Source organism: Nocardia tengchongensis (assembly GCF_054781395.1).
Window position 1 is genome coordinate 66,779 of record NZ_BAAGUM010000013.1, and the last position, 18,603, is coordinate 85,381.

At 68.3% G+C, this 18,603-nt stretch carries 16 protein-coding genes; 3 read left to right on the forward strand and 13 right to left on the reverse strand.

What is annotated here, in order from left to right; genetic code table 11:
* From ACYVKL_RS25945 to cobA, 4 genes are all read right to left on the reverse strand, one after another.
* Complete coding sequence (locus ACYVKL_RS25945) at positions 1 to 630, reverse strand: HD domain-containing protein (protein WP_379171626.1); 630 nt, start codon at positions 628 to 630, stop codon at positions 1 to 3.
* A gap of 62 nt (positions 631 to 692) precedes the next feature.
* Positions 693 to 1,268: a TetR/AcrR family transcriptional regulator gene (locus ACYVKL_RS25950; protein ID WP_379171628.1), complete on the reverse strand. Its 576-nt coding sequence runs from the start codon at positions 1,266 to 1,268 to the stop codon at positions 693 to 695.
* A 52-nt stretch (positions 1,269 to 1,320) separates the two neighbouring features.
* Positions 1,321 to 2,784, reverse strand: coding sequence for an MFS transporter (locus ACYVKL_RS25955; protein WP_379172051.1), 1,464 nt, complete (start codon positions 2,782 to 2,784; stop codon positions 1,321 to 1,323).
* Positions 2,785 to 2,860: 76 nt separating this feature from the next.
* A complete protein-coding gene (gene cobA / locus ACYVKL_RS25960; protein ID WP_379172053.1) occupies positions 2,861 to 4,069 on the reverse strand; it encodes a uroporphyrinogen-III C-methyltransferase in 1,209 nt (402 codons plus the stop codon).
* 228 nt (positions 4,070 to 4,297) lie between these two features.
* Between cobA and ACYVKL_RS25965 the strand changes: the two genes are divergently transcribed.
* Positions 4,298 to 5,266, forward strand: a complete 969-nt coding sequence (locus tag ACYVKL_RS25965; RefSeq protein ID WP_379171630.1) for a poly(ethylene terephthalate) hydrolase family protein — start codon at positions 4,298 to 4,300, stop codon at positions 5,264 to 5,266.
* Here ACYVKL_RS25965 and ACYVKL_RS25970 read toward each other — a convergent pair.
* The gene (locus ACYVKL_RS25970) at positions 5,259 to 6,617 is read right to left on the reverse strand and encodes a DoxX family protein (RefSeq protein WP_379171632.1); all 1,359 of its coding nucleotides are present in this window, start codon (positions 6,615 to 6,617) and stop codon (positions 5,259 to 5,261) included. The genes ACYVKL_RS25965 and ACYVKL_RS25970 overlap by 8 nt on opposite strands.
* Before the next feature lie 290 nt (positions 6,618 to 6,907).
* On the opposite strand from ACYVKL_RS25970, the gene ACYVKL_RS25975 reads away from it, so the two are divergent.
* A complete protein-coding gene (locus ACYVKL_RS25975; protein WP_379171634.1) occupies positions 6,908 to 8,035 on the forward strand; it encodes a phosphotransferase family protein in 1,128 nt (375 codons plus the stop codon).
* 11 nt (positions 8,036 to 8,046) lie between these two features.
* Positions 8,047 to 9,147 carry an Rv3169 family protein gene (locus ACYVKL_RS25980; protein WP_379171636.1) on the forward strand — a complete coding sequence of 367 codons (1,101 nt, stop codon included), beginning with the start codon at positions 8,047 to 8,049 and terminating at the stop codon, positions 9,145 to 9,147.
* Between the two features lie 58 nt (positions 9,148 to 9,205).
* Here ACYVKL_RS25980 and ACYVKL_RS25985 read toward each other — a convergent pair whose 3' ends face one another.
* From ACYVKL_RS25985 to mqo, 8 genes are all read right to left on the reverse strand, one after another.
* Complete coding sequence (locus tag ACYVKL_RS25985; RefSeq protein WP_379171638.1) at positions 9,206 to 9,568, reverse strand: hypothetical protein; 363 nt, start codon at positions 9,566 to 9,568, stop codon at positions 9,206 to 9,208.
* Between the two features lie 417 nt (positions 9,569 to 9,985).
* Positions 9,986 to 11,422: an HNH endonuclease signature motif containing protein gene (locus ACYVKL_RS25990; RefSeq protein ID WP_379171641.1), complete on the reverse strand. Its 1,437-nt coding sequence runs from the start codon at positions 11,420 to 11,422 to the stop codon at positions 9,986 to 9,988.
* 91 nt (positions 11,423 to 11,513) lie between these two features.
* Positions 11,514 to 11,882 (reverse strand): cobalamin biosynthesis protein, encoded by a 369-nt coding sequence (locus ACYVKL_RS25995; protein WP_379171644.1) that lies wholly within the window; start codon positions 11,880 to 11,882, stop codon positions 11,514 to 11,516.
* Positions 11,869 to 13,254, reverse strand: coding sequence for a cobyrinic acid a,c-diamide synthase CobB (locus tag ACYVKL_RS26000; protein ID WP_379171646.1), 1,386 nt, complete (start codon positions 13,252 to 13,254; stop codon positions 11,869 to 11,871). The genes ACYVKL_RS25995 and ACYVKL_RS26000 overlap by 14 nt, the downstream gene beginning before the upstream one ends.
* Positions 13,248 to 13,868: a cob(I)yrinic acid a,c-diamide adenosyltransferase gene (cobO, locus tag ACYVKL_RS26005; RefSeq protein WP_379171648.1), complete on the reverse strand. Its 621-nt coding sequence runs from the start codon at positions 13,866 to 13,868 to the stop codon at positions 13,248 to 13,250. The genes ACYVKL_RS26000 and cobO overlap by 7 nt, the downstream gene beginning before the upstream one ends.
* A gap of 334 nt (positions 13,869 to 14,202) precedes the next feature.
* Positions 14,203 to 16,338: a magnesium chelatase subunit D family protein gene (locus ACYVKL_RS26010; RefSeq protein ID WP_379171650.1), complete on the reverse strand. Its 2,136-nt coding sequence runs from the start codon at positions 16,336 to 16,338 to the stop codon at positions 14,203 to 14,205.
* Positions 16,339 to 16,491: 153 nt separating this feature from the next.
* A complete protein-coding gene (locus ACYVKL_RS26015) occupies positions 16,492 to 16,941 on the reverse strand; it encodes a GNAT family N-acetyltransferase (RefSeq protein WP_213556935.1) in 450 nt (149 codons plus the stop codon).
* An 18-nt stretch (positions 16,942 to 16,959) separates the two neighbouring features.
* Positions 16,960 to 18,483, reverse strand: coding sequence for a malate dehydrogenase (quinone) (gene mqo / locus ACYVKL_RS26020; protein ID WP_379171652.1), 1,524 nt, complete (start codon positions 18,481 to 18,483; stop codon positions 16,960 to 16,962).
* Between the last annotated feature and the right edge of the window lie 120 nt (positions 18,484 to 18,603).

Consider the following 18,603-nt stretch of genomic DNA (forward strand, 5'->3'; position numbering starts at 1 on the left):
CTATTCACCTGTGAGCGAGGCGATTTCGGCGGCCAGGTTCGCACGCGCGGGCGCTTCGAAACGCGCCCGGGCGGTCGGGGTGCGGAACAGCGCGGGGCCCTCGGCGAGGGCGGCGAGGACCGCGGCGCGGCCCGAGCGGAACAAGTCGTCGGGCACATGCGCGTATTCGGCGCGGACGGCCGCGGTGTAGGCGGCGTAACCGGATTCGTCGGCCGCCAGAATCGCGAGGTCGGCGTCGCAGAGCACCGCGCCGTTGCGGTCCGCCGGGTCCGGGTGGTGGCCGCCGGTCAGCCGGACCAGGCGCGCCACCTCGGCCACGGTGGCGGCGTCGAGTCCCAGTGCGGGCAGGGTGGATTCGGCCAGGCGGGCGCTGGCCTCCTCGTTGTCGGTGCCGTCCATGGCGTAGACCGCGTCGTGGAAGAAGGCGGCGTAGCGGACCGCGTCCAGGTCGGTGGCGTCGGCGGCGAGATCGTCGATGACCGCGAGCATGGCGGCCAGGTGTTCGACGGTGTGATAGCGGCGGTGCGGCTCGCGGTAGCGGCGGACCAGGTCCTCCCCCACCGCGTGGGCGTGCGGCCCGGCCAATGTCGTCCAGCGGTCCAGCAGTTCCGCGTCCAGGCTCATCCCCATCCGGGCAGTGTGCCGAAACTTCGGCGCGGAGAAAACCCCTCGAGTGCGGTGGCTTTCACCACTCAGGCCGCGCCGAGGGTCAGGTAGCGCTGCACGGTCGGGCCGACCTCGGCCACGATCTGCTCCTGGGTGAGCGCCACCACCGGTGGCAGCCGCAAGACGTAGCGGCACAACGCGAGTCCGAGGATCTGGGAGGCGATCAGGCCCGCCCGGTGCGGGGCGTCGGCCGGGTCGCCGAAACGGAGCACGGCGGGCATCAGCTGCTGGGCGAAGATGCGGCGGGTGCGTTCGGCCACGGCCTCGTCGGTGAGCGCCGAACGCATCAGGGTGAGCAGGATGTCACTGGTCGGCGGCTGTTCCCACAACTCCAGGAAGCGCGCCGCGAGCAGGCCGCCCACCGAATCCGGGTCGGCCGCACCGAGATCCGGCAACGCCAGGTCGACATCGAGTGCGGCGTCGAACAATCCGTCCTTGTTGCCGTAGTACCGCATCACCATCGAGGGATCGATGCCCGCGTCGGCGGCGATCGCCCGGATGGTCGCCTTCCGGTAGCCGTCCTCGGCGAAGCGCCGGCGCGCCGCCTCCAGAATCGCCGCGCGGGTGGCGTCCGAGCGCCGCGGACCCGTCTCCACAGTCATGCCCACAAGTGTAGGCCAACAACTGTTGACACCCAAGCGGCCCCGGTCGCCGTCAGTTCTTCTGCGCCTCGTCCTGCGCGTGCTGGGCCTGGGCCAGCTGCGCCGGGGTGTACCGCAGGGTCAGCGCCAGCAGGCCCATGACCGCGGTGCCGATCGCGCACACCAGCAGCACCAGGGTGTAGCCGCTGCCGAGCGCCGAGATCTGATGCTGCGACATCTCGCTCACCTTGCCCGTCGCGCTCTTGTCCAGCGACAACGTACGGGACAGGGCGACCGGGCTCAGGATGCCGACCGCGAACGGGGTGCCCATGTTCATGAACATCTGCCCGACCGCCGACAGCGGACCGATATGGGCCATGTCCACGCCGACCAGCACACACAGCGGCAGGATCACGATGGCGGTGCCGACACAGAAGCCGACGACCGACATCATCACCAGCAGCGTCGGGAAGTAGTCGGCCGAACTGTCCAGGGTGGAACCGAAATACAGCGCGCCCGACAGCACCACAGCCGCCACCAGCAGCAGCCAGCGCGCCTTCACGTACATGCACGCCTTCGACGCGACCGCGGTGCCGACACCCGCGCCCAGCGTGAACGGGATGCTGGCCAGACCGGCGTGCAAAGGGCTGTAGCGCAACACGTTCTGCAGGAACTGCGCCACGAAGAAGGTGGTCGCGCCGAGCACCCCGGAGGTCAGGAATATGGCGACGAAGGTGATCACGCGATCGCGGCTGTCGAACAGCGACCACGGCAGCAGCGGATTCTCGACATCGCGCTCGGCCAGCACGAACACCACCAGCAGCACCAGGCCGCCGATCACCGAACCCAGGATCGCCGGGCTGGTCCAGCCCAGTTCGGGCCCCTCGGTCGCGCCGAACACGATCGCCACACACGCCACCGTGCCCAGCACCGCGCCGCGCACATCCATGGACATGCGCTGGTGCACGGTGTCCCGCAGCTGGGTGACCGCGCCCCACACGATGAGCAGGCCGATCGGCACATTGATCCAGAAGATCCAGCGCCAGTCCACCTGGGTCAGCGCACCGCCGATGACCAGACCGCCGACCGAGCCGACGCCGACCATGGAACCGAAGATCGCCACCGCCTGATTGCGGGCGGGACCGGGCGCATAGGTGCTCGCCACCAAGGCGAACGCGGTCGGTGCGGCGATCGCCGCACCTGTGCCTTGCAGGGCGCGGGCCGCGATCAGCCAGGCCTCGTTCTGCGCGGTACCGCACAACGCCGAAGCGACCGTGAACAATCCGACGCCCAGGATCAGCATGCGCTTGCGGCCGAACGAGTCACCGAGCCGTCCGCCCAGCAGCATCAGTCCGGCGAACGGCAGACCGTAGGCGGTCACCGTCCACGCACTGCCCGCGTTGGACAGGCCCAACTGCTCCTGTAGTCGGGGCAGCGCCAGGATCATGACCGTGCCGTCCAGCACGACCATCAGCTGTAGCCCGCTGAGGACGAGTATCGCGAGCCCGAACGCCCGCTTGGTCACCGGATACTGCATCGTCGCAGCGGGGTTATCGAGCACCCGCCCACAATAGAGGATGCGGTGACCGGGGCAACCGGCCTCATTGCGCGAGTCAGGACTGGGCCAGGTCCGGCGCTCCCGCGGTGAAGCCGGCGGTCGGGCCGATGACGATGATCGCGGGCGGCCGGATGCCCTCGGCGCGGACCCGTTCGGCGACCGTGGCCAGGTCGGCGCGCAGGATGCGCTGGGTGCGCAGACTGCCCTCCTGGATCACCGTGACCGGGGTATCGGTGGCGCGGCCACCGGAAATCAGGGCGTCGGCGAACTTCTCGATACGCTCGACCGCCATCAGCAGCACGATGGTGCCGCGCAGGCGGGCCAGCGCGGGCCAGTCGACCAGCGAGTCCGGGTGGTCGGGGGCCACATGCCCGCTGACGACCACGAATTCGTGGGTCACGCCGCGGTGGGTGACCGGAATACCGGCCAGCGCGGGCACCGAGATCGCGCTGGTGACGCCGGGCACCACGGTGACCGGGATGCCGGCGTCCACGCAGGCCTCGAGTTCCTCGTAGCCGCGGCCGAAGACATAGTTGTCGCCGCCCTTGAGGCGGACCACGAACTTGCCGGCCTTCGCGCCCTCGATGAGCGCGGCATTGATGTGCTCCTGGGCCATGGCGCGGCCGTACGGGATCTTGGCCGCGTCGATGACCTCCACGTCCGGGCCGAGCTCGGCGAGCAGCTCCGGCGGCGCGAGCCGGTCGGCGACAACGAGATTCGCGCGGGCCAGCAGCCGGCGGCCGCGCACGGTGATCAGGTCCGGATCGCCGGGTCCGCCGCCGACCAGCGCCACACCGGGGGTGACGGGGGCCGAATCATCGGTCACCACACCAGATTGCAGGGCCTCGAGCAGCGCGTTACGGACGGCGGCCGAGCGGCGGTGCTGACCGCCGGCCAGCACGCCCAGGGTCATGCCGTCGTGGCGGGCGGTCGCGGGGGTGACGGCGGTGCCGAGGCGGGCGGTGTCGGCGCGCACGCAGAAGATGCGGCGGCGGGTGGCCTCCTCGACGACGGCCGCGTTGGTGGCGGGCTCGTCGGTGCAGGCCATGACGTACCAGGCGCCGTCCAGATCGCCGTCGGCGTAGGCGCGCAGCTCGATGGTCAGCTGCCCCATGCTCGCCATACCCTCGACCGCCGGGGTCACCTCACGGCTGATCACGTGCACCGCGGCGCCGGAGGCGATGAGCAGTCCGAGCCGCCGCTGCGCGACCGTGCCGCCGCCGACGACGACCACGCGGCGGCCGTTCAGATCGAGGCCGACCAGGTAGTTCGGGTCTCCGGTCTCGGCCCGGGAGTCGGGAACCGGCTGGTCATCGGGGGTGGCTACGGGGTTCTGCACAAGGATTCAGGGTACGGCGTGCACGGCCGCACACGACAATCGCCCGGCGTCCGTGTGGCAATCGATAGGAAGTTCACAGCGCACGCACCCGGCGCGCGCTGGAACCCGCAACATGCGACGGAACCGGCCCGATGGTTCTTATGCTTGATAGCTATGACGCGCGGGGTCATCGTTGTCTTTCGCACTTTCCTACTCGCCACGCTGCTGGCGCTCGGCATCACCACGGGGGTCGGCCACGCGGATCCGCCGGTGGAGACGGCATATTCGCAGCCGGGACCGTGGCAGGTCACCGAACAACGGGCCTTCACCTGCTGCGATTCCACCGGGGCGGCCTACGACATCTGGTATCCGACCGACCTGGGCGCCAACGGATTCCGGCATCCCATCATCACCTGGGGCGACGGCACCAACGCCCACCCGAACCAATACGCCTACCTGCTGCGCCATTTCGCCTCCTGGGGGTTCGTGGTCATCGCCACCGAGAACGCCGCCACCGGCTCCGGCGTCGACATCGCGGGCGCGGTCGACAAACTCCTGACCCTGGCGGCGGACCCGGCCGGCGTGTTCCACGGCAAACTCGACCCGGAAGCGATCGGGGCGGTGGGACATTCGCAGGGCGCGACCGGCGCCCTCAACGCTATGGCGCATTCCGGCGGCCGGATCAAGACCGCGGTGCCGATCGAACTGCCGATCCAGCTGATGTGCCTGTTCGGCCCGATGTGCCCGGATATCCGCGCCCTGGCGGGCGGCTCGGTGTTCTTCGTCAACGGCGCCGCCGACACCGTCGTCGCGCCGTCGAATCAGCTGCTGCCGCCGCAGCTCTCCGGCCTGGAGTCGATGCGCGCCTACTACGACGCGGTACCCGCCGGCATCCCGAAGGCGTGGGGCACCCTGGTCACCCCGAATCACAATGACGTGCAAGGCCAACCGGACTGCACCGGCGCCGCCTGGCCGTGCGCGACCGGCGTGCAGGGCTACCTCGGCTACCCCACCGCCTGGCTGGCCGCCCGCCTGCTGGGCGACACGAGGGCCCAGCAGGCGTTCCTTCGTGGCAGCGGCGAGTTCCTCGCGCCGAATCCACTGTGGGACAACCAGTGCAGTGACGTGACCGCGGTCAGCTGAAGCGCGGGATGTCCTGGACGAGGTGAATCCCGCCCTGCCGCAACTTGATGCCGCTCTCGTCGACGCGGTGCAAGCTCACGATCACCGGATGCCCGGACATGTCACCGGTCAGCGTCATCCGATCGGCGTCCGGGCGATCGAAGGTGAAGGTGGCCAACGGTTGCGGACCCTCGGCACCCTCCCCGCCGGGAGACAGCAGCGCCAGGGTGTGCGCGGTCGGGTCGATCTTCGCGCCGACGGGGGTCAGCGTGTCGTCCATGCCCTGGAAGGCGGCCGCGTCGGGACTGTCGAACACCAATCGCCGCCACCGGGTTTCATCGGTGAGCAGCGGCGGCACCGACTGCCCGTCGCGGGTGAACTCGGTGACGGTCCAGATGCCGTACAGCTCCGACCGCTCCCGGCCCGGGCCGTATTCGTTGTAGGCCCGGACACTCGTCACCACCTGCGCGATCAGGAACCAGACGAGCATCGCCACCTGCCCGATCGCGACGACCTTGCGGCCCCGGGGTCCGGATACCGGCTCGGGCGTCTCCGCCGGCCCGGCCGCGCCACCCGTCAGCACCGCCGTCAACCGCCGCGCCTCGGGAGCCAGCAGCACCAGGCACAGCAGCATCAGATGGAACGACAGCAGCTTCACCGGGATGTCGAAGGTCATGTTCAACACCCACACCTGCGCCATGCTCACCAGGCTGAGCAGCACGCCCGCCAGGGTCGTGCGTGGCAGCAGCAACAGAATTCCACCCAGCACCTCGGCGGCGCCGAGCATCATTTCGTAGACCGGCGAGGTGCCCACCTGCAGCCACAGCATGGAGGAGTGGGTGAGATTTCCCAGCGGCTGAATCAACGCGTCCAACGGCGGGACCGGCATTTGGGTCGGAACCAGTTTGGCGAAGCCGTAACCCAGCATCTGCCCGGCCAGGCACAGCCGGATGAACAGCAGGAACCAGCCGGCGAGGCGGCGGTACTCGGTGCGGCGGCGGTCCAGGACACTCCAGACGACGGTGCCCGCGACGGCGACTACGAGGACGCAGAAGACCAGCACCCACAGATACGCCTGATCACCACTGCCCGAGTTCAGGTTCAAGGCGACGTGGGCTCCGAAAACTGTACGGCCGACCCATTCCACGGGTGCGCTGTACGAGTTCACGACCGTGATCACCGAATTGTCGGGCAGCCATTCCTGGATCACGCCGAGAAATGCGAAGACCGGCTGCGGATAGAAAACGCAGAACAGTCCGAAATACAGAAAGGCGAATCGAAAGAGAATGCGGGTGGCGGGTCGCCATCCGGTGGCCCGCTCGGGTGGTCTCCCGTCCAGATCGCTGTCGCTGTCGGCTGTCAGCAGGCTCATCCCACGTCCCCTCGTCATCGATCCGGAACTTCGACGCTAGATCGCCGGGCCTGCCCGGCGCCTCGGTGAAGACCCTGAGCCGACCCGGAATATGCCTAATCGGAAGTCCTCCCAAGGGATTACGGGACAGCACGAGTCCCGGGCCGCAACCAACGACCATCCCGGTCAGCGGTACTGCTTACACGATTTACGAACATCGCTTCCCAGGCCCATCTAGAACGCGTTACATTTCTGGCACGTGTTACTCAGACCACATCGCTGATGATGCTGGTGCGCCAGAAGGGACGGCAATGTCCGCCGACGACCTCAATGAGAAATGGGAATTGACGGTCTCCGACCGCGATGACGACGAGCTCGCGACGAGACTGACCCAATGGCTGGCCGGCAAGGTCGAGTCGGATACCCCGCCCCGAGTCACCTCGCTCACCCACCCGCAGGCCGGCGGCATGTCCAGCGCCACACTGCTGTTCGACGCCGAGTGGACCGAGAACGGGCAGCCCGCGGGCGGATCCTTCGTCGCCCGGCTCGCACCGGAAGCCGACTCCTTCCCGGTCTTCGAGAAGTACGACCTGGGCGGCCAGTTCGCCATCATGGCGGCCGTCACCGAGGCCACCGACCTGCCGATCCCGCCGCTGTGCTGGTTCGAGGCCGACGACAGCGTGCTCGGCTCCCCGTTCCTGGTGATGCGCCGCGTCGGCGGACAGGCTCCCTCCGACAATCCGCCGTACGTGTTCACCGGCTGGCTCTACGACGCCACCCCCGAACAGCGGCTCGAGATCACCCGCAACACCGTCGACGTGATCGCGCGCATCCACGCCATCGAGAACCCGGCCGAGCGCCTCCCGCACCTGGACGGCGAAGGCCCCGCGCTGCGCCGCCACCTCGACGCCCAGAAGCGTTGGTACGCTTGGGCTCTCACCGACGACGGCTACAACATCCCGATCCTGGACCGGGCCTTCCAGTGGCTCGAGGACAACTTCCCCGAGCACCCGACCGCCGACGTGCTCAGCTGGGGTGACGCCCGCCCCGGCAACATCATGTTCGAGGGCCTCACCCCCAACGCCGTCCTCGACTGGGAGATGGCGGCCATCGGCCCGCGTGAACTCGACGTCGCCTGGACGCTGCTCATCCACCGCTTCTTCCAGGACATGGCCACCAAGTACGGCCAGCCCGGCGTCCCGGACTACATGCGCCGCTCCGACGTCGAGAAGCTCTACACCGAGGCCACCGGCCACACCCTGCAGGACCTGGACTGGTACCTCACCTACGCCGCGCTGCGGCACGGCGTCGTGATGGCCCGCATCTGGCGACGCATGATCCACTTCGGCGAAACCACCGAACCCGAGAACCGCGACGAATTCGTCATGCACGCGGATCTGATCGAAGCACTGCTCGACGGCACGTACGACTGGGATTGAGAGACGACGACATGATCGGTCCGCTGGACGAATACCCCATTCATCAGAGCCCGCTTCCCATGGCGCGGGTGGTGAGCAGCGATCGGAACTTCTACGACCGCAGCTACTACAACGCCATCGAGACCGGCGGCGACACCATGCTCATCACCGGGTTCGGCGTGTACCCGAACCTCGGTGTGACCGACGCCTTCGCCACCGTGCGCCGCGGCGACACCCAGCGCGCGGTGCGCTTCTCCGACGCGCTCGAGCAGCGCGGCCTGGACCTGGCCGTCGGCGGCTACCGCATCGAGGTGATCGAGCCGCTGCAGAAGCTGCGCGTCATCTGCGAGCACGACGACCTGTCGTTCGACCTGACCTGGGAAGGCGCCCACCCCGCGGTCGCCGAGCAGCCGCACACCATCATCACCAAACTGCACCGGCCCATCATCGACGCTCAGCGCTTCGCCCAGGTCGGAACCTGGTCGGGCACACTGAATGTCGACGGCGATGACTTCAGCATCGACCCGTCCGTCTGGTGCGGCACCCGGGACCGGTCCTGGGGCATCCGCCCCGTCGGCGAAGCCGACCCGGCCGGACGCGTGGCCGACGAGCCGTCCGAAGGCTTCTGGTGGCTGTACGTGCCGCTGAAGTTCGACGACTACTCGATCATCGTGATCGTGCAGGAGGAGCCCAACGGCTACCGCACCCTCAACGACGCCACCCGCGTCTGGAACGACGGGCGCGTCGAGCAGTTGGGTTGGCCGCGAGTGCATCTCACCTACAAGTCGGGCACCCGCATCCCGACCGCGCTGCGTCTGGAACTCACCACGCCCGACGGCAAGCCGCTCGAGGTCGAGGTCGAGGCCGGGACCTTCATCGCGCTCAACGCCGGCTGCGGCTACGGCGGCGACCCCGACTGGCTGCACGGCCAGTGGAAGGGACGCAACTGGTCCGAGAGCAAGCTCTACGACCTGACCGATCCGGCTGTGGCCGGGCGGATTCCGTTCGGCGTCATCGACCACGTCGGCAAGGCGCGGTGTGGCGGCGATGAAGGGTGGGGGTTGTTCGAGCACGGAAGCCTGGGTCGGCACGATCCGACCGGGTTCGCCGATTGGGGGTCTGTCGCGCCCTGATCGGGTGAAGTCGCAGCCCTCGCCGGTACCCAACCAGCCGGCGGGGGCTGTGGCGTTTTCAGGCGTTCGGCCACCAGTAGTGGTAGACGAGGTAGAGGCTCAGGGTCAGGCCGGGGAAGAAGATCAGGGCGCCGATCGGGATTCCGAGGGATGGGCGCCGGCCTCGGCGGCGGGCCATTCTTCCCAGCTGCCAGGTGGCTAGTCCTCCTGCTGCCCAGACGTACATCGGGAAGGCGCCGATGGTCAGGGTGATCCAGGGTGGGCAGGGGTGGCGCCAGCCGCAGTAGGCGGGGATGCCGTCCATGTCGCTGATGATCAGGAAGGTCAGGAAGGCTGAGCCGCAGAAGCCTAGGGTGCCCCAGAAGCGCCACCAGGTCAGGAAGGTGTGCCAGCGGTCGGGGGTGGGGGTGGGGTCGGCCACATGGCAGAAGATAGAGAACAAAGTGCTTTGGACCAAAGACCTGAGGGCTTTCTAAAGACGCAAAAGATAAAAGATGCCTGGAGAAGGGAGAGAGGCTGGCTGGGTCGGGAGGCTCGCTCACCTTCCAGCCTCATTGCGGCTCGGCCGTGGATCGTCCCGGTGTGGGGGTACAAGCACTCTGAAGTTGTCGAGGTACAAGCACCGTGAAGGTACGGGGGAGAGAGAAGAAGGTTCGAGGTCGTCTCGGGTCTTTGGTCTTTGGGTCTTTGTCTCGAGAAGGTGATCCGTGCAGTCCGTGAGCCGGGATCGGCGGCTGACGGCTCTCAACTCGGCGTCAGCCCAGGTCCGGTAGGGCACGCGAGGCGACCACACTCTATGTAGTTTCGCGCACGCCAGCAGGACATGAGCAGCTCGGTTTCATGCAGCCCGTGATCGCCACTTTCGGCAACTCGAATCGATCGCAGCCGCGATCGACTGCCCCACGTGATGGCGATCGTTGACTCGTGGCGTGCCGGTGGGATCAACACTCTTCGGCGCAATCCACCCCGTTCGCCCGCGATGAGGTGAGTCCTTGTCCATGACAACGGTTTTCCACCCATCCGGGCCATCGTTGATCAACGCGTGGCAGTGATCGCACGCCAAGGTCAGGTTGTTGATGTCGGTGGGTCCACCTTTGGCCCAATCGATGACGTGGTGGGCGGCGCACATCGAGGCGGGTTGTTCACAACCCGGGCGGGTGCATCCCCTGTCGCGGGCGATGAGTGCGAGGCGTTGGGCCCGGTTGGCGGTGCGGCGCGACCGCTGCAGGTACAGCGGCATCCCGTCCCCGTCGAGGACCGCGATCACCGGGTGAGTTCCCTCAGCCATCTTCAGCGCCTCGTTGATCGAGATCTGGGTACCGGTGTTGGTGGTGGCCACCCCGGTCCCGTTCGCCAAGTCGGTGAGGCTCATGGTGAGCACGACCTCGACCGGCAGACCCCGGTGCATCCCGAGCGCGCGCATGTTCACGCCCGGCTGCACGAGAGCCATCAGCGCGTCGTGGGTCCGCTGCCCCGCATCACGCCGATCCCGGCGCGCGGCAGCATCGAGAACACTGTCAGCGATGAACCCACCACTCGCGGTGGGGCTTTCCGGGTCCTCGACGTTGCACATGCCCGGCCGGGCGAGCTTGGCGAACACCGCATCCAAGCACGCCCGCAGCTCGGGAGTGATCCAGCCTTCAATGCGGGACATGCCATCCACGCCGGGACGGCACAGGGTGATCCCGCGGCGACGCCGACGGTCGGCATCGGACACAACCTTCCCGTCGGGATCCAGGCGGGCGAGGATGTCGCGCCCGATCTTGGGCAGATCATCCGGCCATCCGTCACGCGAGTGGCCGACGAGGATCTCCTCAGCCTCTGCACGGGATTCAGTGGGAATGTCGGTGGGAAGGTGGTCCATCACGTCCATGATGTTGCGCACGTGATCCCGCGAAATCTCCCCAGCGGCAAACGCTTCGGCCATCACGGGAAGCACTGCGGGACGCAAATGCCCCGACGGTTCAAAGAACTCTCCGCAGTGATGGGTCACCTTCACCCGCAGGGCCGCGTCGTACCGCGAAAGTCCGAGGGTGTGCCGCAGGAACGGCACCATCTTCCCGGCCCCGGAACGCGCGTGCAGCGAACGCTCCCCGGCTTCGATGATCAGCCGCGTATCCAGCGCCGCGAGCTGCCTTTTGCAGGCTTCGAGCTGCTGCATCAACGCCACGACATCCTCATCGGAGAACTGGGCCATCGCCGAGTTCTGAACGGATTCAGTCAGGGTCGAGACCGCGGCCGCCAGTTCAGCGATACCGCAGTCGTCGAGTGTCACCCCATTCGAATCCATGTGCTAATTCTACGCCCATGCGATCACCCTGGGAACCCGAAATGTCCAGTATCGCAACCCTTTTCACAATTCGAAACTAGAAATCTAGTTCGGCAGCCGCAATAACGATTCCGAACACAACCGTCTTCTCGAAAGCCAAATCCCCACCCCCACTGGCCAATACCGCCGCAGCCTCGGCAACACTCCCCACCCCCAAAGCCTCCGAAACCCGACCCGACGGATTGGGAACCGACACAGCCCCCAATTCCACAGCCGAGAACCCGACAGCTTCCGCACCCAACCGCGCCGCCGCCTCGACGAACCCGGGTTCCCCGACCCGCCGATCGATCGTGGCCAATCGACGGATCACCCTGTCCCCCAGCGCCTCCCGCATGGCCGCGACAATAAGGTCGGCGGCGGTTCCGGGCCGCAACCCGACACCGACCGCCAACTCACACGGCGACATCGATCCGAGCGAAATCGGCTGCCGCGGACACGAACCGGCCGACAGCCGCCGGGTTCCCAGCCGGATGCGTATGCAGGTAGGACGCGTGCACCCGGTCCAGAGCCGCACCCTCCCGAACAGTCTCACCGGCGGGAGAACGCCATGCCCAGGCCGGCGCGGCCGAACCCACGTTGGTCAACCGAGTGCGATGGAATTCATGACCGCGCACCCGTTCGCCCGCACTCCAGAGCGGAGAATCGGTGAGCGCCACCGCATCTCGATACCCGAGCGTCAAACGCGGACCGAACTCGGCGTCGGCGTCGAGCACACCCGCCATGCGATGACCGTCGAGCGTCCGAGTCAGGTAGAGCAGCCCGGCGCATTCGGCGTGAATCGGCATGCCACGACGAGCCCGATCGGCGATCGTCGCGAGCAGTCCCGTATTCGCGGCGAGCTCGGCGGCGTGCTCCTCCGGGAATCCGCCCGGAATGACCAATCCAGCTGTACCAGTGGGCAATTCGTCCCGAAGCGGATCGAAGACGCGGACCTCCGCGCCCGCCGCCGCCAGCAGCTCGCGGTGTTCCGCATACCCGAAGGTGAAAGCCGGTCCCCCGGCGATGGCCACCACCGGCCCCGATTCCTGCGTCGCCACTTCCTCGGCGGGATCCCACGCCCGCCCTTGCACATTCGATCCGGCCAACGCCGCCACCGCGCCCAGATCGATGTGCGCGGTCACCAGATCCGTCATCGCGTCCACGGCCGCCTGCGCCGCGTTCCCGTGCTCGACGGCCGGGATCAACCCGAGATGCCGTGACGGGACGGCCAATTCGGCCAGGCGCGGCAATGCGCCCAGGACCGGCAGTCCCACCCGGGCGCACGCGGCGCGCAGCACCTGCTCGTGGCGCTCGCTGCCCACCCGGTTGAGGATCACGCCGCCGAGCCGGATACCGCTGTCGTAGGTCGCGAATCCGTGCAGCAGCGCCGCCAGGCTCTGGCTGTGCCCGCGGGCGTCGACGACCAGGATCACCGGTGCGCCGAGCATGGCCGCGATCTGCGCGGTCGAGCCCTCCGCGATGGGGTCGGTGTTGTTCTCGTCGATGCGGCCGTCGAACAAGCCCATGACGCCCTCGACCACCGCGAGGTCACAGTCCCGGCTGCCGTGCAGGTACAGCGGGGCCACCCGCTCGGGGCCGACCAGCACCGGGTCCAGATTCCGGCCGGGGCGACCGGCGGCCAGGCCGTGATAGCCGGGGTCGATGTAGTCCGGGCCCACCTTGAACGGCGCGACCCGGTGCCCGGCGCGGCGCAGAGCGCCGATCAATCCGGTGGCGACAGTGGTCTTTCCGCTGCCCGACGCGGGCGCGGCGATGACGACGGCGGGGGTGCTCACCATTCGATGCCGCGTTGGCCCTTGCGGCCGGCGTCCATCGGATGCTTCACCTTCGTCATCTCGGTGACCAGGTCCGCGGCGTCGATCAAAGCCTGCGGGGCGTCCCGGCCGGTGATCACCACGTGCTGGTTGCCCGGGCGGTTGCGCAGGGTCTCGACGACCTCGTCCACGTCGACCCAGCCCCACTTGAGCGGGTAGGTGAACTCGTCCAGCACATAGAAACGGTGCTGTTCGGTCTCGAGTCGCCGCTTGATCTCCTGCCAACCGGCGGCGGCCGCCTCGGCGTGATCGTCGTCCGAGCCCTGCTTGCGGGTCCAGGACCAGCCCTCGCCCATCTTGTGCCACTCCACCGCGCCACCCGCGCCGGTGTCGTTGTGCAGCTGCCCGAGCGTCCGGAAGGCCGCTTCCTCCCCCACCTTCCACTTCGCGCTCTTCACGAACTGGAACACCGCGATATCGAAGCCCTGATTCCACGCCCGCAGCGCCATCCCGAACGCGGCCGTCGACTTCCCCTTGCCAGGTCCGGTGTGGACCGCCAGCACGGGCTGGTTGCGCCGCTGCCGGGTGGTCAACCCGTCGTCGGGAATGGATTCCGGGAGGGGAACACCCTTCGGCATCGGTCGAGGCTCCTTTCGCTGCGGCCAGGCACACCGCTCTCGACGTTCACGGTGCCATACCGCGATCACCGCGCCGCACAGCGGCCCGGCGGAGTCGCTGCGGCCCGGCCGGAATCGCTGCCGAGCCGATGCACCAGGCCTCGGAATGCGGCGGGCTCCAGCCGATACCGCACCCGTGACCGAGCGGCCGGATTCGAGTGTCTCGTGGGCGACTGGTCGCCGATCCCCTTGGTGCCGGTCCCATTGGTGCGGGTCCCGTTGGTGCGGGTCCCGTTGGTGCCGGTCTCCTCGGTCGCCCGTCCGCCGGCCGGTCATCGCTCCGGCGGTCGCGAGGCTACGCGGCGCGGGTGGCTCGGACGACGCCCGCGACCGCGTCACCGGTGAGGTCGCCCAATTGCAGGTAGCCGCCGCGCAGTTCGGCCGCGAAGTCGCGGGCCAGGCCGAGGCGGATCATGCCGCGTTCGCAGTCGACGACCATCGCGGTGACGGAGTCGGCGGCGAGCATGCGGGCAGCGGCGCGGGCGCGAAGGACCGGGTCGACGCCGCCGGTGGCTCGGCCGTCGGTGAGCAGGACGAGCAGGGGGCGGCGGTGGGGGTCGCGGGTGCGTTCGCGGCGGATCAGGTCGCGGGCCTTCAGGAGGCCCTGGGCCAGTGGGGTTTTGCCGCCGGTGCGGAGGTCGGCCAGACGGCGGACCGCGATGTCCACCGAGGAAGTCGGGGGCAGGACCAGTTCCGCGTCCGCGCCGCGCATGGTGATGACGGCGACCTTGTCGCGACGCTGGTAGGCGTCGCGCAGCAGGGCCACGACGGCATTGGTGACGGCCGAGAGGCGGTCGCGGGCCGCCATCGAGCCGGAGGTGTCCACCACGAAGACGACCAGATTGCCTTCGCGGCCTTCCCGATACGCGCCGCGCAGGTCGTCGGCGGCGAAAGCCAGCGGGCCCGCCAGGCGGCCACGCTCGAACTGGTGGGGGGCCGCGGCGAAGATGGTGCCCAGCAGGTGCAGGCCGGTGGAGGTGTCGTCGGTGGCGCGGACGATGCGGCCCTGACGGGTGCGGGCACGGGAGCGGCGGCCGGGAGCGCCCTCGCCGACACCGGGGACCTCCCAGCGCGGAGGCTTGGGGAGGGTGGCGGTGGGGGCGGCGATGCGGCCCTCGGCGGAGGGGCGGTCGGCGGAAGGGTTACGGTCCGGCCGTGGGTCGCCCGGGTTCTGGCTTCCCGCAGGGGAATCCGGAGCGAACCTCGGATCCGCGTCAGGAGAGCCCGGATCGCCGTCGTGCGGGCTCGGATCGCCGTCCAGGGCATCCGGGCCGCCATCGCGATTGCCTTGGCCGCCATCCACTGACGACTCGTCGTCCCGCGAATTCAGTTCCCCGGCAGGTGAATCGGCGTCGTCCGCCGGATCCTGCGGTCCCGCGCCGTCGTTCGGCGGGACCGCTTCACCTTTTCCCAGGCTGTCAGCTCCGTCGCGGTCGGCGCGGGCGGCTTCGTCGGCGGCCTGGCGCATGGCGTCGTCGAGTTGTTCCTCGCTGATGCCGGGTTCGTCGAACGGGTCGCGGCGACGCCGGTGCGGCAGGGCCAGTTCGGCGGCGATGCGGACATCGGCTTCGGTGACCGCGGTCGCGCCACGCCACGCGGCGTGCGCGGTGGCGGTGCGGGCCACGACGAGGTCGGCGCGCATGCCGTCGACGTCGAAGGTCGCGCACAGGGCGGCGATGCGGCGCAGCTCCACATTGTCGAGGCCGACCCCGGCGAGCCGGTCGCGCGCGGTCAGAATGCGTTCGGCCACTTCACGATCGGCGGCCGAGTAGCGGTCGGCGAACGCGCCGGGATCCGCCTCGTAGTCCAGGCGGCGGCGCACCACCGCCATGCGCACGTCCACGTCGCGCGAGGCGACGACGTCCACGGTCAGCCCGAAGCGGTCCAGCAGCTGCGGCCGCAGCTCGCCTTCCTCGGGATTCATGGTGCCCACCAACACGAATCGGGCCGGGTGCGTGTGCGAGACGCCATCGCGTTCGATGTGCACCCGCCCCATGGCGGCCGCGTCCAGCAGCACATCGACCAGGTGGTCGTGCAGCAGATTCACTTCGTCGACGTAGAGCACGCCGTGATGGGCGGCGGCCAGCAGCCCGGGCTTGAACGCCTGTTCCCCGTCGCGCAGCACCCGCTCCAGATCCAGCGACCCGACCACCCGATCCTCGGTCGCGCCCACCGGCAACTCGACCAGCCGCGCGGGCCGCGCCCCCGCCTCGTCGACCACCGGCGGCAGCAGCTGCGCGAGCGCCCGCACCACCGTCGACTTCGCGGTCCCCTTCTCCCCGCGCACCAGCACCCCACCGATCCCCGGATGCACCGCGCACAAGATCAACGCCAGCTGCAGCCGCTCCTGCCCCACCACCGCGGAGAACGGAAACCCGGCCTCATCACCGGCCGTACGAACACTCTCGGAGTAAGCCACAGGAACAGACACGCCCCAACTCTATGCGCGCCCCCAACCCCCACCCCCACGACCCCATCGCACCCGACCGGCCCACCCAGCCCCTCATCAGACCGGGCCGCTGAAACAGCCGCGCCCGCTGTGGGTTTCACAGCGGGCGCGGGGTGTGTTCCAAGGGGTGCGGGGTCAGCCGCGGCGCATCGGGATGTGGGGGATGCCGTCTTCGATGTACTCCGGGCCGTCGACCTTGAAGCCGTGCTTGGTGTACATGTCGAGCAGGTAGGTCTGGGCGTTCAGGCGGACCGTCGCCGAACCCGCTTCGGCCAGGGCGGCCTGCAGGAGACGAGTGGTGTAGCCGTGGCCGCGGGCCTCGGGGGTGGTACAGAGGCGGCCGATCCGGAAGGACTTGACGCCGTCCTCGTGCTCCTCCATCAGGCGGAGCGTGCAGATCGTCTCGCCCTCGTCATCGAGCCAGAAGTGGCGGGTCTCCGGCAACAGGTCGAAACCGTCCAGTTCCGGGTAGGCGCACTTCTGCTCGACGACGAAAACCTCTACGCGAAGTTTCAACAGCTTGTACAGCGTCGTGGTGTCCAGGTCTTGGGACCACGACCTTTTGAGAGCAACCGTTGACATCATCGCGTCTTGCTATCACATCTACGCGTGAGAAGCGATACCTGCGTGCATGGGCGTGTTGTCGGCGTCCAGCTGCAGGGCCTTGGTGGACCAGTCCCACACCTCGCGGTACAGGGCCTGGTTCTCCGAGAGCTTGGTGCCCAGCGACGGCACCATTTCCTTCAGTTTCGGCTCCCACGTGGAGAATTCGCGCGGGAAGCACTTCTTCATCACGTCGAGCATGGCGCTCACACAGGTGGACGCGCCCGGGGAGGCGCCGAGCAGGCCGGCGATGGTGCCGTCCTCGGCCGCGACGACCGCGGTGCCCAGCTCCAGCACGCCGCCCGCGCCCTTGCGGCGGATGACCTGCACGCGCTGACCGGCGACGATCAGCTCCCAGTCGTCGCCGTCGGCGCGCGGAATGAACTCCTCCATGACGCCGACCCGACCGGTCTGCGACTTGAGCAGCTCACCGACCAGGTAGTTGACCAGGCCCATCTCGGTCACGCCGACACCCAGCATGGAGAACAGGTTGTTCGGCTTCACCGACTTGATCAGGTCGGTCAGCTTGCCGTCCTTGAGGAACTTCGGCGTCCAGCCGGCGTACGGGCCGAACAGCAGGCCCTTCTCACCGTTGATGACGCGAGTGTCCAAGTGCGGCACCGACATCGGCGGCGCACCGACCGAGGCCTGGCCGTACACCTTGGCCTCGTGCTGAGCGACCAGATCCGGGTTGGTGCAGCGCAGGAACAGACCCGACACCGGGAAGCCGCCGAAACCGCTGATCTCCTTGATGCCCGACTTCTGCAGCAGCGGCAGCGCGCCGCCGCCCGCGCCGACGAACACGAACTTGGCGTTGATCACGCGCGCCTTGTTGCTGCGCAGGTTGCGCACCTTGACCAGCCAGGAGCCGTCGGACTGCTTCGACAGGTTGACCACCTCGTGGCCGAACGCGATGTCCGCGCCGGACGCGCCCAGGAAGGCCAGCAGTTCCTTGGTGAGCTCACCGAAATCGATGTCGGTACCGGAGTCGGTCCAGTTCAGGGCGACCGGGTCGGAGAAGTCGCGGCCTTTGGCCATCAGCGGTAGTCGCCGCGCGAATTCGGCGGCGTCGTCGATGAATTCCATCCCCTCGAACAGCGGGTGCCGCGACAGCGCCTCGTGGCGCTTGCGCAGGTACTCGACGCCGTCCTGGCCGTGCGTGAAGCTCACGTGCGGGATCGGGTTGATGAAGTTCGACGGGTTGGCCAGCACGCCGTTCTCGACCGCGTAGGACCAGAACTGCCGCGAGACCTGGAAACGCTCGTTGATGTCGATGGCCTTGGCGATCTCCACCGAGCCGTCGGCGTTCTGCGGCGTGTAGTTCAGCTCGCACAGGGCCGAGTGGCCCGTGCCGGCGTTGTTCCACGGGTCGCTGCTCTCGGCGGCCGCGGCCTCCAGGCGCTCGAAAATGGTGATCGACCAATCCGGCTGCACCTGACGAAGGAGGGCACCGAGGGTGGCACTCATGATGCCGGCACCGATGAGTACTACATCGGTCTTTTCAATCGTGGCAGCGTTCGACACGGCGGGGATCGACTTCCTTGTCTTTTTTGGGTCACCAGGTGGGGGTTAGGTTACCCGTCGTTCACTTGGACTCAATTCTGCCCCTGACCATTCCCGAATCCCGCTTCGAAATCCCCGAAT

Bases quoted from the DNA above. Each gene is read 5' to 3' on its own strand.
- ACYVKL_RS25955 (WP_379172051.1), bottom strand. From the start codon at position 2,784: ATGCAGTATCCGGTGACCAAGCGGGCGTTCGGGCTCGCGATACTCGTC.
- ACYVKL_RS26000 (WP_379171646.1), bottom strand. From the start codon at position 13,254: ATGGTGAGCACCCCCGCCGTCGTCATCGCCGCGCCCGCGTCGGGCAGC.
- cobO (WP_379171648.1), bottom strand. From the start codon at position 13,868: ATGCCGAAGGGTGTTCCCCTCCCGGAATCCATTCCCGACGACGGGTTG.
- ACYVKL_RS25975 (WP_379171634.1), top strand. From the start codon at position 6,908: ATGTCCGCCGACGACCTCAATGAGAAATGGGAATTGACGGTCTCCGAC.
- ACYVKL_RS25980 (WP_379171636.1), top strand. From the start codon at position 8,047: ATGATCGGTCCGCTGGACGAATACCCCATTCATCAGAGCCCGCTTCCC.
- ACYVKL_RS25950 (WP_379171628.1), bottom strand. From the start codon at position 1,268: ATGACTGTGGAGACGGGTCCGCGGCGCTCGGACGCCACCCGCGCGGCG.
- ACYVKL_RS25945 (WP_379171626.1), bottom strand. From the start codon at position 630: ATGGGGATGAGCCTGGACGCGGAACTGCTGGACCGCTGGACGACATTG.
- ACYVKL_RS25995 (WP_379171644.1), bottom strand. From the start codon at position 11,882: ATGTCGCCGTGTGAGTTGGCGGTCGGTGTCGGGTTGCGGCCCGGAACC.
- ACYVKL_RS26015 (WP_213556935.1), bottom strand. From the start codon at position 16,941: ATGATGTCAACGGTTGCTCTCAAAAGGTCGTGGTCCCAAGACCTGGAC.
- ACYVKL_RS25970 (WP_379171632.1), bottom strand. From the start codon at position 6,617: ATGAGCCTGCTGACAGCCGACAGCGACAGCGATCTGGACGGGAGACCA.
- ACYVKL_RS25965 (WP_379171630.1), top strand. From the start codon at position 4,298: ATGACGCGCGGGGTCATCGTTGTCTTTCGCACTTTCCTACTCGCCACG.